This window comes from Nitrospirae bacterium YQR-1, assembly GCA_039908095.1.
Taxonomy (GTDB): domain Bacteria; phylum Nitrospirota; class Thermodesulfovibrionia; order Thermodesulfovibrionales; family Magnetobacteriaceae; genus Magnetomonas.
Genome location: JAMOBJ010000008.1, coordinates 23961 through 39630, shown reverse-complemented (window position 1 = coordinate 39630; position 15670 = coordinate 23961). Strand labels below are relative to the sequence as shown.

At 40.6% G+C, this 15670-nt stretch carries 13 protein-coding genes; 11 read left to right on the top strand and 2 right to left on the bottom strand.

Features of this window, described 5'->3' with window-relative positions:
* Positions 1 to 2: 2 nt before the first annotated feature.
* Entirely contained in the window at positions 3 to 752 is a 750-nt protein-coding gene (gene larB / locus H7844_06055; GenBank protein MEO5356846.1) for a nickel pincer cofactor biosynthesis protein LarB, read from the bottom strand.
* Between the two features lie 5 nt (positions 753 to 757).
* Positions 758 to 1747, bottom strand: a complete 990-nt coding sequence (locus H7844_06050) for an NAD(P)-dependent glycerol-3-phosphate dehydrogenase (GenBank protein ID MEO5356845.1) — start codon at positions 1745 to 1747, stop codon at positions 758 to 760.
* A 295-nt stretch (positions 1748 to 2042) separates the two neighbouring features.
* Here H7844_06050 and H7844_06045 point away from each other — a divergent pair, with 295 nt between their 5' ends.
* The 11 genes from H7844_06045 to H7844_05995 all read left to right on the top strand — a co-directional run bounded on the left by H7844_06045 (position 2043) and on the right by H7844_05995 (position 15641).
* The gene (locus H7844_06045) at positions 2043 to 3566 is read left to right on the top strand and encodes a hypothetical protein (protein MEO5356844.1); all 1524 of its coding nucleotides are present in this window, start codon (positions 2043 to 2045) and stop codon (positions 3564 to 3566) included.
* A 26-nt stretch (positions 3567 to 3592) separates the two neighbouring features.
* On the top strand, positions 3593 to 5113 hold the full coding sequence (locus H7844_06040; protein ID MEO5356843.1) for a hypothetical protein: 1521 nt from the start codon (positions 3593 to 3595) through the stop codon (positions 5111 to 5113).
* 23 nt (positions 5114 to 5136) lie between these two features.
* Complete coding sequence (locus H7844_06035) at positions 5137 to 6690, top strand: hypothetical protein (protein ID MEO5356842.1); 1554 nt, start codon at positions 5137 to 5139, stop codon at positions 6688 to 6690.
* A gap of 91 nt (positions 6691 to 6781) precedes the next feature.
* Entirely contained in the window at positions 6782 to 7474 is a 693-nt protein-coding gene (locus H7844_06030) for a glycosyltransferase family 2 protein (protein MEO5356841.1), read from the top strand.
* Complete coding sequence (locus tag H7844_06025) at positions 7475 to 8851, top strand: glycosyltransferase family 39 protein (GenBank protein ID MEO5356840.1); 1377 nt, start codon at positions 7475 to 7477, stop codon at positions 8849 to 8851.
* A gap of 304 nt (positions 8852 to 9155) precedes the next feature.
* Complete coding sequence (locus H7844_06020) at positions 9156 to 10664, top strand: hypothetical protein (GenBank protein ID MEO5356839.1); 1509 nt, start codon at positions 9156 to 9158, stop codon at positions 10662 to 10664.
* 83 nt (positions 10665 to 10747) lie between these two features.
* Complete coding sequence (gene tal / locus H7844_06015; GenBank protein MEO5356838.1) at positions 10748 to 11881, top strand: transaldolase; 1134 nt, start codon at positions 10748 to 10750, stop codon at positions 11879 to 11881.
* Positions 11882 to 13390, top strand: a complete 1509-nt coding sequence (locus H7844_06010; protein ID MEO5356837.1) for a hypothetical protein — start codon at positions 11882 to 11884, stop codon at positions 13388 to 13390.
* 52 nt (positions 13391 to 13442) lie between these two features.
* Positions 13443 to 13859: a ferritin-like domain-containing protein gene (locus H7844_06005; protein MEO5356836.1), complete on the top strand. Its 417-nt coding sequence runs from the start codon at positions 13443 to 13445 to the stop codon at positions 13857 to 13859.
* Between the two features lie 122 nt (positions 13860 to 13981).
* Complete coding sequence (locus H7844_06000) at positions 13982 to 14524, top strand: hypothetical protein (protein ID MEO5356835.1); 543 nt, start codon at positions 13982 to 13984, stop codon at positions 14522 to 14524.
* Between the two features lie 121 nt (positions 14525 to 14645).
* A complete protein-coding gene (locus H7844_05995; GenBank protein ID MEO5356834.1) occupies positions 14646 to 15641 on the top strand; it encodes a hypothetical protein in 996 nt (331 codons plus the stop codon).
* The last annotated feature ends 29 nt before the right edge of the window (positions 15642 to 15670 follow it).

Here is a 15670-nt window from a genome sequence, read left to right as displayed (position 1 = left end):
AACTATCCCCGTACCGACAACATGTTTATCTTATGGGCAAAGCAGCCGCCGCCGAAACCGTTATCAATATTCATTACGGCTATGCCCGGAACACATGAATTTAACATTGCAAACAGGGCGGTCAGCCCCCCTAAAGACGTGCCGTAACCAACTGAGGTGGGCACTGCAATGATAGGTTTATCTGTAAGAGCCCCTACCACGGAGGGAAGCGCCCCCTCCATGCCGGCTACCACCACTATGGCATTGGCGGTAGAGAACAGCTCCATGTTTTTTAGTATTCTGTGAAGCCCCGCCACCCCGGCATCATACAGTGTTTCCACAACACTGCCTAAGAAGGACGCTGTCAGTGCCGCCTCCTTTGCCGCCGCAATGTCCGCCGTGCCGGCTGTTATTACCAGCACCTTCCCTTTGTTTTCAGTGTTCTTATTGCAGGCTGTTATAAGGCGCGCTTGTTTGTCATACACGGCGCCCTCTATGCCAAGGCCGTTATAGACGTCCTCACTTACGCGGGTCAGCAGAACCTTACCGCTTTTTTCATAAATCTTTTGTGCTATCGCTATGGCTTCCTCAGGCCTTTTACCCTGCCCAAAAACCACCTCCCCCATTCCGGATACCAGCTCCCTGTGGTGGTCAACACGGGCAAATTCCAGGTCCTCATACGGCAGATGTTTCAGAGTTTTCACTACATCATCCAGTCCTGTAGCTCCGTTTTTAAAGGAATTTAGGAGGCTCTTCAGAGATTCTGTATCCACCCAGGCTAAAACTCCCGCTTAAGCTCTCTGGACATCAGCTCCTTTACGGCCGAGCCGGGGTCCTTACCATGATGAATCACCTTATACACCTGTTCGACTATCGGCATCTCAACTCCGTGTCTTACTGATAACTCATAGGCTGACTGTGAGGTCTCAACACCCTCCGCCACCGCTTTCATGCCTTTGACAATCTCCTGCGGACTCTGCCCCATACCAAGTTTCTTTCCAACCGTATAGTTTCTCGAAAGCACCCCCGTACAGGTTAACACCAAATCCCCTATGCCGCTTAATCCTGAAAATGTACGCTCACGGGCGCCTGCCTTAACTCCAAGACGCACTATTTCCGACAGCCCCCGTGTTATCAATGCCGCCCTTGCATTATTCCCTAATGACAAACCATCGCAGATACCTGAAGCTATGGCTATTACGTTTTTTAAGGCTCCGCCAAGCTCTACCCCTAAAATATCGTCGTTTGTATATACCCGGAAATACTCTGTATTTAATACCTCCTGCAGGATATGACCGTTTGTATCGTTTTGAACTCCAAGGGAAACGGCTGCCGGTTTTCTTAATGCCACCTCTTTTGCAAAGCTGGGTCCCGACAGAGCTGCCACCTCATTAGGCAAAAAATCCCTTATTACCGCGCTTGCCGTCATAAGTGTCACCTTTTCTATTCCCTTTGCCGCTGTCACCACTACTGCGTCCTGAGGTAATTTTAACTTTATTAAATCCAGCACTCTGCGCAAAAACTGGGAAGGCACACTAAATATCACATATTTTACAGAATCAACAGCCTCATTGATGTCATTAGTGGGTTTTACGTTTGAAGAAAGGTTAAGCTCAGGCATAAAGATTTCATTTACTCCGGTACTTAATATGCTCTGCACCGTTTCCGCCTCATATGCCCAAAGTGTGACAGTGTGGCCTTTGAGTGCCAGCATATTGGCCAGCACAGTTCCCCAGCTCCCTGCCCCTATCACACTTATCCTGTCCATGTTCAACCTTTTTAGTATAAATTAAACGGTATAAAAATAAAAACCGTTTGCATTTGTAATTGCACCATTGTGCTGCATTTTTGTATCATAACACTTATTGATGATACATAACATGATGATAATGTTTTACTGATGCTTATCCAGTTGACTCAGGCAGAGGGGTTTCCGTCACCTGTAGATATATATACTGTATTGCCGCTTACAGGCGGTAATACAGTATCCGGTTTTTTGTTGTCAGCATTAACTATAAGTGTAAGTATCAATAGGTACTCACCCCAGGGCTGATGTGACAGTTATGGAAAGAGCCGGCGGCGATTTGAAATTTGTATATATCTGCACCTCTGTTTTTTTTATCTTGACCCTATTTAACATCTTGCACCATGAAATGTGGCGTGATGAGCTGGAGGCATGGATGATAGCCGCAGAGGCCTCTTCACTGCATGGGCTCATAGAAAACATGCGCTATCAGGGGCATCCCATGCTTTGGCATTTAATTCTCTATCCGATAACCAGGCTAACAAGAAATCCCGTTGCTATGCAGATGGTTCATCTACTTATCGCCACACTTTCCTCATTTGTATTTTTGCGGTTTGCCCCCTTTAATAAACTCTCAAGAACGCTGTTTGTCTTTGGTTATTTCCCCTTCTTTGAATACGCAACAATAAGCAGAAACTATGCCGCCGGCATTCTGTTTCTTTTTATCTTCTGTGTATGTTTCGGTAAAGATTTAAAAAGCAGAAATTACTTAACTCTTTCGGTAATTTTATTTTTAATGTGCCAGTGTAACGCCCTTTCAACAGTACTGGCGATAGCCCTTGCGCTCACTATCTTTCTCGAACCACTGCTTTTGAAGGATTACCGTGTTTACAGGACAGGACGGTTATACGTTTCAATTTTGATTTTTACTTCAGGCCTTTTACTCTCTGTAATTCAACTTATTCCTCCGGCAGATGCCCGTTTCTATAATCCCGTCATTGTTACCCCTGTTTTTCTACAGAAAACAGCCGGCCTGATTTCCTCACTGTGGAATGTTTTTGTCCCCGTCCCTCGCTTTCAATTGAATTTCTGGCATACTAATTTTCTGAGTTATCTGCCTCTTCAGCAGGAAATGATATATGTTTTAAAGCTGTCTCTCTCCTTAGGATTACTCCTGTTTTCGCTTTTCATTGTACTTAGAAAAAAAATACCGGCTTTCTATTATGCTCTCAGTGTGATTGGCGTTACGGCATTTGGTTATATCTTTTATGAAGGCTATACCCGCCACAAGGCCCACTATTACTTTGCATTTGTAACGGCCTTGTGGCTGAACAGTTACTATCCCTCACAAACAATCCCGCTCAATGCGTTTTTCAGCTTTTTTGAAAAAAATAAAACCCGTTTCATAACTGCTGTCTTTTCGCTGAGTATGGCCGGAGCATTAACGGCAAACACCATTGATTTCATGTATCCTTTTTCAGAGAGTAAGGAAGCGGCAAATTATATCAAGCAAAATTACCAGCAAAATATGCCTGTTGCCGGCCACTGGTTTTATGCGGCAAGTGCTGTGTCAGCATATCTTGACAGAGCTTTTTATTATCCGGTAATTGACAAAACCGGCACCTTCACTGTCTGGAAATCCATAAAGGATGAAACGGTGGATGTGCTTAAATATGTTGATAGATATAGAAATTCTATAAAAACCGACGTTTTATTTATTGTAAATGAAAACCCTTTACCCGATGATGTAGTGCAGCAAAACGGGTTAATTCCTCTTAGACACTTTACAAAGAGCATAGTAAAGAGTGAAAACTTTTTCTTGTATATGATAAAGTATGAATAACCTTGACGCATAATCTAAATAAAAATATGGAAAACACTAATAACGACTTAAAATATATTTATACCTGTACCTTAGTTTTTTTTATTCTTGCCCTCTTTAATATTCTGCACCATGAGATGTGGCGTGATGAACTTCAGGCATGGTCGATAGCTCTGTCGGCCAATTCCTTTCCGGAGCTTTTTGTAAATATTAGATACGAGGGACATCCCTCCCTGTGGTTTATTATTCTTTATCTTGTTAAGCATTTAACGGCAAATCCGGCCGCTATGCAAATGGTTCATCTGTTTATTGCCACACTTTCAGCATTCATTTTTTTAAGGTTTGCCCCTTTTAACAAACTCTTAAGGGGACTGTTCATATTCGGTTATTTCCCTTTTTTTGAGTATGCAACGATAAGCAGAAACTATGCCGTCGGGATTTTATTTCTTTTTATTTTCTGTGCTTGTTATGGAGAAGATTTAAAGAACAGAAATTATCTCTTTCTGTCGGCAATTCTATTTTTAATGTGCCAGTGTAATCCACTATCAGCAGTGTTGGCAATAGCCCTTGCAATCACCGTTTTTCTTGAACCCTTGTTATTGAAGAATTTCACAGTTTACAAGCCGGTAAACTTTTATGTATCGATTCTAATTTTTGCTGCGGGACTTATTATTTCGATAACTCAAATGATCCCCCCTGCGGATACAAACAGTTTCAACCCATTTGTTTTTGATGCCGTCATACCACAGAGGATAGCTAATCAGATTTCAAGATTTTGGAATGTTTTTGTACCTATCCCTCGTATTCAAATGGATTTTTGGCATACAAATTTTCTCAGTTATTTACCTGTTCAGAAAGAAATACGATATGTCCTGAGGTTGATTTTTTCTTTAGGGTTATTTATGGTCCCTCTTTTTATTTTATTCAGAAAAACAATGCCGGCTTTTTACTACGCAACAGCAGTGGCAGGGCTGTTTGTCTTTGGCTACATATTTCATGAGGGCATGCTGCGTCACAATGCACATTATTACTTTGTATTTGTCTCAGCCTTGTGGCTTCACAACTATTATCCAGCAGAGAACCGCTCCCTTAGCCCGTTCTTTAGTTTTTTTGAAAGAAATAAAAACACATATATTACAGTAATTTTTTTGGTTGGGGTTATCGCAGGAGCAATAGCCAACACTCTTGATTGCATTTATCCTTTTTCAGGAAGTAAGGAGACCGCTTATTATATAAAGCAAAACAATTTACAGAGTATGCCTGTTGCCGGCCACCATGATTTTGCAGTAAACGCAGTGGCAGCATATCTTGGCAAACCATTTTATTCCGCTGTTACTGATAAAACCGGCTCCTTCACTGTCTGGAATACGCGGAAATTTAAACAGGACGATGTACTAAGAAATATTGAGAAGTACTGTAGTACTGTAAGGTCGGACATTTTAGTCGTATTAAACACCCCTGCAAAATACTATGACATTCAACAATACAGATTAATTCCACTCAAAGAGTTCACAAACAACATTGTGACCGATGAGAATTTCTATCTCTACATAATGAGATATGAGTGAGAATGAGCAATAAGCAGGAAACTATGGACGATACACATAATAATCTGAGATTTGTATATATTTGTACCCTTGCTTTCTTTATTCTTACTCTTTTTAACATTGTGCACCACGAGATGTGGCGTGATGAGCTTGAGGCCTGGATGATAGCCCGGGACGCCGCCTCACTTGATGGACTTGTTGAAAACATGCGCTATCAGGGCCATCCCATGCTCTGGCATCTGATTCTTTATCCGTTGACTAAAATAACACGAAATCCGGCTGCTATGCAAGCGGTTCATCTCCTTATTGCCACAGTTTCAGCATTCATATTTTTACGCTTTGCCCCCTTTAGTAAACTTCTAAGAACACTGTTTATTTTCGGTTACTTCCCTTTCTTTGAATTTGCAACAATAAGCAGAAACTATGCTATCGGTACCTTATTTCTTTTCATTTTCTGTGCATGTTTCGGTAAGGACTTAAAAAACAGAAATTACATAATGCTCTCTGCCGTTTTATTTTTAATGTGCCAGTGTAATGCCCTCTCAACAATATTGGCAATAGCCCTTGCAGCCACTATTTTTATTGAACCCGTGCTTATGAAGGATTACAGTGTTTACAGGACGGGACGGTTTTACATATCACTTTTAATTTTTACGGCGGGACTTGTTCTTTCATTAATTCAAATGACGCCTCCATCTGATTCCTACTGGTACAATCCGGTGCTTATTAACACTGACATTGCAGGAAGAATAGAGGATCAGATTTCAGAAATGTGGAATGTTTTTATACCCGTACCTCGCATTGAAATGACTTTTTTAGGAACGAATATTTTAAGCTACTTGCCTGTACAAAGAGAAACGAGATACATTTTAAGGATGTTTGCCTCCTTTGTGTTGTTTCTGTTTCCGCTGTTCATTGTGTTGAGGAAAAAAACAGCCGTTTTTTATTACATTACCGCCATAGTAGGAGTTACAGCGTTTGGTTACATTTTTTATGAGGGCTCGCTGCGCCACAAGGCACATTATTATTTTGCATTTGTCAGCACTCTGTGGATAGCTGGTTATTACACTTCAGCGGAGTTCACAAAAAAAACTTCTTTCAATGTGTTTTTAGATTTTTTTGAGAGAAATAAAAACCGCTTCACGGTTGTCATATTTTCAGCAGGAGTAATTAGTGCATTAATAGCAAATACGCTTGATTACATATACCAGTTTTCGGAAAGTAAGGAAGCGGCAAACTACATAAAGCAAAACAACTGGCAAAATATGCCGATATCCGGTTTCTGGGATTTTGCCTCCAGCGGAGTGTCGGCATACCTTGACAGACCTTTCTTTTACCCTGTACCAGGCAAAATGGGTACATTTACCGTTTGGAGGGCGGAAAAAAGAACTGAGGCGGTTGACGTACTAAAGGTTACGCAGAGTTATATGAAGTCCGTTAGGTCTGACGTCTTACTTGTCTTTAACAGTCCTGTTAAAAACTATGAGCTACGGCACTACAGGCTGGTTCCGTTAAAGCAATTCACAAAGAGCATTGTAAAGAGCGAGAAGTTTTTCCTGTATATGATGCTATATGAAAACACCGGCAGGGAAAATTAAAGAATCATTGACCTTTTACAGATTTAATTTATTATAATTACTACACTCTGAGGTTATAAAAGAGAGTTGGCACAGTGAAGGAGGCGGGAATTTGAAGGCATCCATAGTGATACCGATATATAACGAGCTGAAAACCATAGCGGAGATAATCAGGCGGGTGGAAAACGCCCCGTTAGGGAATATGGAAAGAGAGATTGTCATAGTGGATGACTGCTCAACGGACGGCTCAAGGGAATATTTAAAACAAGTTCAAAACGGAGACTCTGTAAAGGTATCCTACCACAGCCGGAATTTGGGTAAGGGAGCGGCCCTTCGTACCGGTTTTGAGACTGCAACCGGTGATGTAATCATAATTCAGGATGCCGATATGGAGTATGACCCAAATGAGTACCCAAAACTTCTGACTCCGATAGAGCAGGGTGTGGCCGATGTTGTCTATGGCTCAAGGTTTCTGGGAGGCCCGCACAGAGTTCTCTACTACTGGCACTACATTGGAAATAAAATTTTAACCATGCTTTCAAACATGCTTACAAACATTAACCTTACCGATATGGAAACCTGCTATAAGGTCTTCCGCAGGGAGATACTTGAGGGCATAAAGCTTGTGGAAAACCGCTTCGGTTTTGAACCGGAATTTACCGCAAAAATCGCTAAAAAGAACCTGAAAATTTATGAAGTCCCTATATCGTACTATGGCCGCACATACGCTGAAGGTAAAAAAATCAACTGGAAAGACGGTATCAGAGCCATCTACTGTATAATCAGGTATAACCTTTTTGCTTAATTGAAGAACAGGACAATAATTTCAGGGGGTTTTTGGAAAAAAGCACGCCCGTGGCATATAGTATTGTTTTGTCTTGTTGTACGTCTGTCTGTTTTTCTGCCGGCATGGTTAATGTCGGAGACTCCGGCGGTTTTTACCCGCTCCGACACGCCCCCATATTTGGCTTTGGCAAAACAGCTGCTTTTCTCCCACTCCTTCAGCAACGCCCACAGCCCTGAAGTTTTCAGAACTCCGGCTTATCCTGTTTTCCTTATTCCAGGACTGCTGTCCTCACATGTGGAAATTACCACGATACTTATCCAAATCCTTCTGAGTGCGCTGACTGTGTATCTTGTCTTTAAGAGTGCCCTTATTATTTTTGAAGATAAAGCGGTAGCTGCGGCATCCGCCTTTCTTTATGCCTCTGAGCCCCTATCTGTTGTATATTCGTTAATTTTACTTACTGAAACTCTGTTTACTTTCACTCTCATGTGTTTTCTTTTTCTTGCTATAAAGCTTATAAAAAACCCCACAGCCGGATATGCGCTTGCCGCCGGCCTCTTTGCCGCCATATGTTCGTATATACGCCCTGTGGCTTTGTATCTTTCCATATTTGCAGTGATATTGCAGGGCATTTACATAGTTTTTTCAAAAACTCAGAAGGAGAAGAAACGGTTAATCATCAATTTAGCACTCATGCTTTTCGTTTCACTGTTGTTAACAGGCATATGGCAGATGAGGAATCTCAAAGAAACCGGCTATGGGCGTTTTTCATCCGTATCTGATTTTAATCTTTATTTCTACCACAGGGTATCAGTGATGGCTAAAAATGAAAAACTTCCATTCTATCAGGTACAGGATACGGAAGAGAAAATATTTAAAAGAATAGTTGCAGAACAAGGGCTTGATTATGCCAGCGGCTTTGCTTATATGCAAAGACAAGCACTGAAGACGTTAAGTGATAATGTAGGCACTTTTGCAGTCATATACATAAAAGGGATAGCGGCGGTGTTGTTTTCCCCCGGAGCAACTGAATATGCCGAGTTGTTTAGCTACAAGGGGAAGAAGGATATTTTCGGCGGCACTCTGGACTTGTCTCCGGTAAAAGTGCTAAAGAATGCCGCATCGGATGCGCCGCTTTTATTTGCCGCCAATGTATTTTTGGGTTTGCTGCTTATCCTCTGTTATGTCTTTATGGTGGGGGGGGTGGTAAACATGAAAAAGACGGATGCCGCCTGCATTTTTATGTTTATCGTTTTGGCATACTTTATATTGCTAAGTGGTGGGGTAACCGGCTACGGCAGATTCAGACATCCGGTTATGCCGGTTATTTCAATTTTTGGAGGATATGGACTGCTTCAGATTATAGCCCGCATAAGGAGCTGCCCGTTGAAATAATCAGTGGTTTTATGTTAAAAAATAGTACCTGAATAAGCCGGAGCATATAATGGAGATGGATTTATCTCAGGCTGCATTCATAGATATAGTTTAAATTTTTAAATAAAAAAGGGACTACATTGCCGGTAAAGTTTAAGGTGAACCCTCTAAACTCTGAGAAACGGGGGGCAAGGGGAATTGTTTCCCTCGCAGGATGGGGTTTAAGGGGAAGGATGGAGTCCTTCCACTTACTATATTTTTGGTTTCAACCCTGGTATTACCGTGTTTTTAGTTCTGTTTACTGCCCCATTAGCGGTCTTTAAAAATGATGATTAAATCTGATAATCTGCTGAACTTCAAAGAGCTGGCAATGGTTGCACTCTTATGTGTTTTAACTCTGTTTTTATCCGGTCAAATGAAAGATAATAATGAGAATAATTATGGAGGGTACGGCTCCGATGTAAATATTTATCTGGATTTGGCTAAAAACTACAAAATATTTGGTGATTTAAAGTTCAGCCCTGATATCGGCTACCATGCAGTTTCACTTAGTTTAAAAAGCAGTAACTATACGGATTGTTTAACCTATTTACATGCGTATCCGTTGCTGATTTCAGGCGTCTCTTATGTAACCGGCGGGGACATGGTAAAGTCTGCACGAGTGATTAATATCTTTTTATTTTTATTAATTTCATGTAGTGCATATATATCAATAAAGATTTTATATAAGGACATGGCGTCAAAGCGTAACCGGATTTTATTTTTAATTTATATAGTGCTCAATCCGGCATTTATACTGTTTCTGGCCTCAATAGGAATAGATATGGTAATGACCGGACTCATGTCATTTGTAATGATGTTGATTTTGTTATTAACGCTCAGCGAAAACATCAGAAAGAGCTCCTTTGTTATAATGAGTGCCGGGTTGGCCCTTTACACTTTTTTATTATGCTTTGGGAGAAATAACATGGTGGCATATATTTTACCAATATTTTTTTTTCTTACTGTTTATTTTTTTACCAAAAAAAACAGGAGGCTTTTCAGTGTGTTTATTTTAATGGTACTTATTATATTAGCAGCTATGTCAATACAAATAACAAGAATGAAACACCTGACCGGTGAATATGTTAATTCCATACACAGCGGCTATAATTTATTTTTAAATTACGTTTTTTACAATATTGACAAAAATGATACGATGTATTATAAGTGGAAGGAGCCGGCTCATAATGATAAGTTATTTCTTAAACTATTAAGAGACGGTAAAAGCGAAAATGCGGCACAGTTGTCGATAAGCAAGGAGTTCAAAAAACTATCATATACTTACATAAAAGAGCATCCTGATATATTTAGGAAATCACTATATAAAAACATGAAAAAAATATTTATAGACAGGGACTATTACTGGTTTCCAGCCATATTTCTTATTAAATATCATGGCTACAGTGACACTATCAGGGCGTATCTCGATGTGTATCCTGACATGGCGTATAAAGACAAGAAATTCAGACAAATCTACAAATATTTTGATGGAGTATATTATGTTGTTTATTGTTTATTACCATTTTGGTCGTTAGTGATTGTGATTTTAGTCAATGGTGTTAAACTGTTAAACGGCGGTATTGAGAAAATCGTAGTAAGAGAGGCAATTTTATTTATATTTTCCTGTTCATCGGTAATTTTCATGGCAGCCACAGCGTATTTTCTTTCAGAGGTACGATACAGGATGCCGGTTTTTTTGACGTCATATTTATGTGTCTTACAAACATGTGATTATATAGGAGACTGCATTAGAAGGGTTGCCGGAAGGAAGCCTGTTGTATGGAGAGGGTAATATTGTTTTTAAAGATGAAGATAATCATGAAAATAATATTGAAGATAAGGTGACAAAAAAAATCATTGGGGAGGGTACGTTTAATGGTAAAAACAAATCCGCTGACAGAGTTGAAAATGGCCGGGCAGAGTTTTTGGTACGACAACATAAGCCGTGAGTTTATAGGTAGCGGACAATTAAAAAAAATGATGGATGAAGACGGCCTCTTAGGAATTACGTCAAATCCAAGTATTTTCTATAAATCTATACGGGATGGCAAGGAGTATGATGCACAGATGTCGGAGCTTTTTAAAGAGCCCGGGGTGAGTTCAAAAGAGGTATTCTACAGCCTTGAGACTAAAGACATAATTGATGCAGCTACAATGTTATATCCGATATATGAATCCAGCAAGGGGGTGGATGGTTATGTAAGCATAGAGGTTGACCCAAACTATGCCTATGATGCCGGGGCAACGATTTCAGAAGCTTTGGAGCTATATAAAAGGCTCAACATGGCCAATATAATGATAAAGGTGCCGGCCACAAAGGAGGGAGTGGAGGCCATAAGGGAGTTGACGGCAAATGGAGTTAATGTAAACGTAACGTTGCTTTTTTCAGTCAAGAGGTATGAAGAGACGGCCATGGCTTACATTGAAGGGCTTGAAGAGGCTTTAAAAAGAGGCCGTAGTATAGCTAATACGGCTTCAGTAGCCAGCTTTTTTATAAGTAGAATGGATACAGCGATTGATAAAATATTTGATGCCCGTATAAATGCCACAACCAACCCCGATGAAAAACAATGGATCGAGTCCCTTAAGGGTAAATCTGCTGTGGCATATGCCAAAAGTGCTTACCAGTCAATGGTGGCACTGTTTTCGACAGAGCGTTTTTTGGCATTAAAGCAGCGTGGGGGGCGCCTGCAACGGCTCTTGTGGGCAAGCACAAGCACCAAGAACCCTGCCTACAGTGATTGCTTGTATGTGGAGTCCCTCATAGGCCCCCAGACAATTAACACTATGCCTCATGAGACTGTAACGGCCTTTAAAGACCATGGAAAAATTGAGAGAACCATTGACAGAGGCCTTGATGAAGCCTCAGCGGTTTTAGATGATATTAGTGATTTAAACATCAACCTTGATGTTGTAACTGCGACACTTGAGGATGACGGGGTACGCTTGTTTGTAGAGGCATTTAACTCACTTCTTGATCTTATAGAGGGGAAACGGCCTGTGAGGTAAATGATAAAATCCGATAGTTTTTTAAATTTTAAAGAACTGGCTATAGTTTTAGCCCTGTGCGTTATTACCTTTAGTTTGGCAAATCATATAAAGGACAGCAACAGGAGTAATTATGCAGGTTACGGCTCAGATGCTGATGCCTTTATAGATTTGGCAAGGAACTACAAGATTTTTGGCGATTTAAAATTCAGTCCGCACATGGGGTACCATTCGATACCGGTTAATGTTGAAAGCCGGAGTTATACAGATGGAATGACCTATTTACATACGTATCCATTGCTGATGTCGGGTATCTCTTATGCCACAGGTGGAGACATGATAAAGGCTGCCCATGTGATTAACATATTTGTATTTTTACTGATTTCACTAAGTGTATTTGTATCGTTGAAAATATTCTATAAAGAAGAGTGTTCAGAGCGTAACTGGATTTTATTTACTATCTATATAATTTACAACCCGTCATTCATAGTATTCTTAGCAGGGATAGGGATAGACTTAGTAATGGCCGGGCTTATGTCGTTTCTGTTTATGTTGATTTTAATGTTGACACTGCTGGAGAGCCTTAAGAGAAGCGTTTTTTTATTAGTGGTTACGGGATTGGTTGTTTACAGTTTTTTGCTGTGTTTTGGCAGAAATAACATGGTGGCATATCTTTTACCCATATTTGTCTTGCTGAGTGTTTACTCCGGTGTGAAAAAGAACAACAGGAATGCTGTGGTATTTGTATTGGTAATATTAATTATTCTGATGTCATTTTCCTTACAGGTATTAAGAATGAAACGCCTGACGGGAGAGTATGTTAATTCGGTAAATGACGGGAGTGCCATTTTCTTAAATTATGTATATTATGAGATAGATAAAAGTGACACAAAATACTACAGATGGAAAGAACCGGCATATACGGGAGAGCTGTTTCTTCAGTTGTTGAAAGAGGGGAAAACTGTAAATGAAGCACAATTGGCACTAAGCAGGGGGTATAAAATTGTTACTTATGCTTACATAAAAGAGCATCCTGATAAGTTCAGGAAAGTACTTTATGACAACATGAAAAGAATATTTACGGGCAGGGATTATTATTGGTTTCCGGCGGTTTTTCTAATTAAGAAATCCGATGTCCCGGATGTCATCAAAAAGTATCATAAGGAATATCCTGACATGGCATACAAAAACTGGAAAATGAAGTTGATCTATGAGTTATCTGATTTTATATACTACACGATATTTTGCTTAATACCATTTTACTCGTTAATGATAGTAATGTTGTTCTATATTTATAAGCTGATAAAAAGTGGTTTTGCGGCGGTAAGTAGCAGAGAGACTGTTTTATTCATATTTTCAATTTCTACGGTGGTTTTTCTGGTTGCAACAGCCCACTACTTAGCAATGGCACGTTACAGATTGCCTGCTTTTATTCCTTTCTTCTTGTGTGTGTTGTGTAGTGCTGATTATGTAATACAACTGGTTGGCAGAGTCAGAGGCGGCTCCACAGTTTTGTTGACAAAGAGATAGCGCTTATTGTACTATTCTCTATTGTTATTATTATTTTACTAAGGGGGAAAAAGTGGCAAGTGCAGAACTTAAAAAACTAATAAATGCAGCAATAGCAAGGGAGTTACAGGTAAGCATCCAGTACATGTTTCAGCATATAATGATAAAAGGTAAAAGGGCAAAATTTATAAGTACCGAGTTTCGGGTGATAGCTATGCAGGAGATGCTCCATGCAGAAAAAATCGCCGAGAGACTTACCTACCTTGGTGACGTGCCTGTAACCGCGCCTGACCCTGTGGATATTACCGGCACAGAGCAGGAAATGCTGCAGAAGAATATCAGGGAAGAGGAGTATGCTATTGCACTCTATAAAAAAATAATCAAACAGGCTAATGATGAGGGTGACTCAACTACGAGGCTGCTTTTTGAGCAGATTCTGGCTGAGGAAGAGCTCCACCATCACACTTTCCAGACCCTTGCAGGTGAATAGATATAAGGTTTAGTAAAAATGTCTCCTGATTTTTTAGCTATTGCAATTGGTTTATCAGTTTAAGTTTTTTTAACTTTAAAACAATTTCTGTGGAATTGTGCTGATATCGTTATGGAGGGGTAATGAGAGAAGATGTAAAGATAATGGGTGGAGGTTTTTTTACGGCACATCCCATATTTAATCCTGTATATGTGCTGTCTTTCCTGAGCATTGTGCTTACAACATTCAGGGCTGTTCCGGATTTTCAGATGTTAAAGGGCTCTTTAAGCACACCGCAGGCCTTAGTTGTCAGTGAGCACTCAGTTTCCCCTGATTTCAGAGACCGGAAGTCTGAGACCGGCTTTGGAATTCGCCCTCCGGGCGGAGATGGGAAATTCCATGCTGCAGCTGTTACGGCTTCATCCCCTGACGTCCTTTACATTGTGAAAGAAGGCACAGGCGGAGGTACGGTTTCTGCTGTGGGCAATACTATATCATGGAAAGGCCCTGTGGGAAAGATAGGTGCGTTAAAACAAGGACAAAAGTTGTCAATTATGGGGACAGCATCATCTCAGTCTGTCATCTTCTCATGGAATGGTTGTAATACAGTTACCGGAAGCGATTGTGCAGCTGTTTTTGCTCCCGGTAAAGTGATAACGATAAAATTTGAGAAAGTAAAGAAATAGCATGCATAGGTGCATTAAGGTTATTTTCAGGGGGGGTGGAAGATTAAGGTGATTAAGGGGTAAGACGAAAGTGTAGTATATTGTGAACATTTAATCAAACAGTTTTGGAGGAAAATAAGGGATGGTCAACACAATTGAGGAGTATGTAAAAGATAATTTTACTGCGCCTACAGCAATATTTAATCCTATGTACATTTTGTCCTTTCTGACACTGCTCATAATGGTTTTTAGTTTTGCTCCGGCAGGGACGGAAATGTATAACTACTTCACGGCAAAAAGGATCGGATATGAGCGCAGCGCAGCAGAGCAGGCAAAATCACCACTGCCCGGACCAGGATTCAGAGGAGGCGGCGATAAGAACTATTATGCAACTTTTTCGGGGGCAACAGTAACAGATGCCCTATATGTAATTAAAAACGGTTTCGGTGACGGAACAATAACCGCCAATACCGGCACAATAACATGGAAAGGCCCAAAGGGAATTCTTTCCTCGCAAACAACCGGTGCACAGATTACACTAACGGCAACAGCCTCATCGCAGTCAGTCTTTTCATCGTGGAGTGGCTGCAACTCGGCAAGCTCAAATCAATGTACAGTAAATTTTGCATCAAAGGCTATGGTAACGGCTAATTTTAATAATTCGGTGGTAGGGGCTACTGCAAAAAGCGTTAGATTTTACTTACCGTATTTTCATTCCAATGCAAACAACGTAACCTATTGTCTTCTGTCAAATTCATCATCTGCTGAAGTAAAAGTTTCATTTGGGGTGACCAGCGGTTACAATACAAAGCCTGCTCAGGGGACACAGTCATTTGCTTCAACTGTAGCCGCAGGGACAACAAGAATGTTTAGATTCAGTGGCCAGGGTTTGTACCTTGTACCGCTAACCGGCTCATCTGAAGATAGTGTTTTGTTCTCTACCGATGTTGGCAGCTCTGAGCCTTTTTCAGGCCACCTTAGGGTTGTTTCAAGCACGGGAGGAGACGTTAATTGCAAAAATGAAATCTTAACATGTTTTCAGGGAACATCAAATCCTAAAAGAAATGTTGCCGGATTCTTGTGTGAGGATGACAGCACAGCCGGAGCCGGTGGCTTAAGAAACTTATTAGAATTCTAAAACTTAATAAATTATTAAAGGAGAGACAA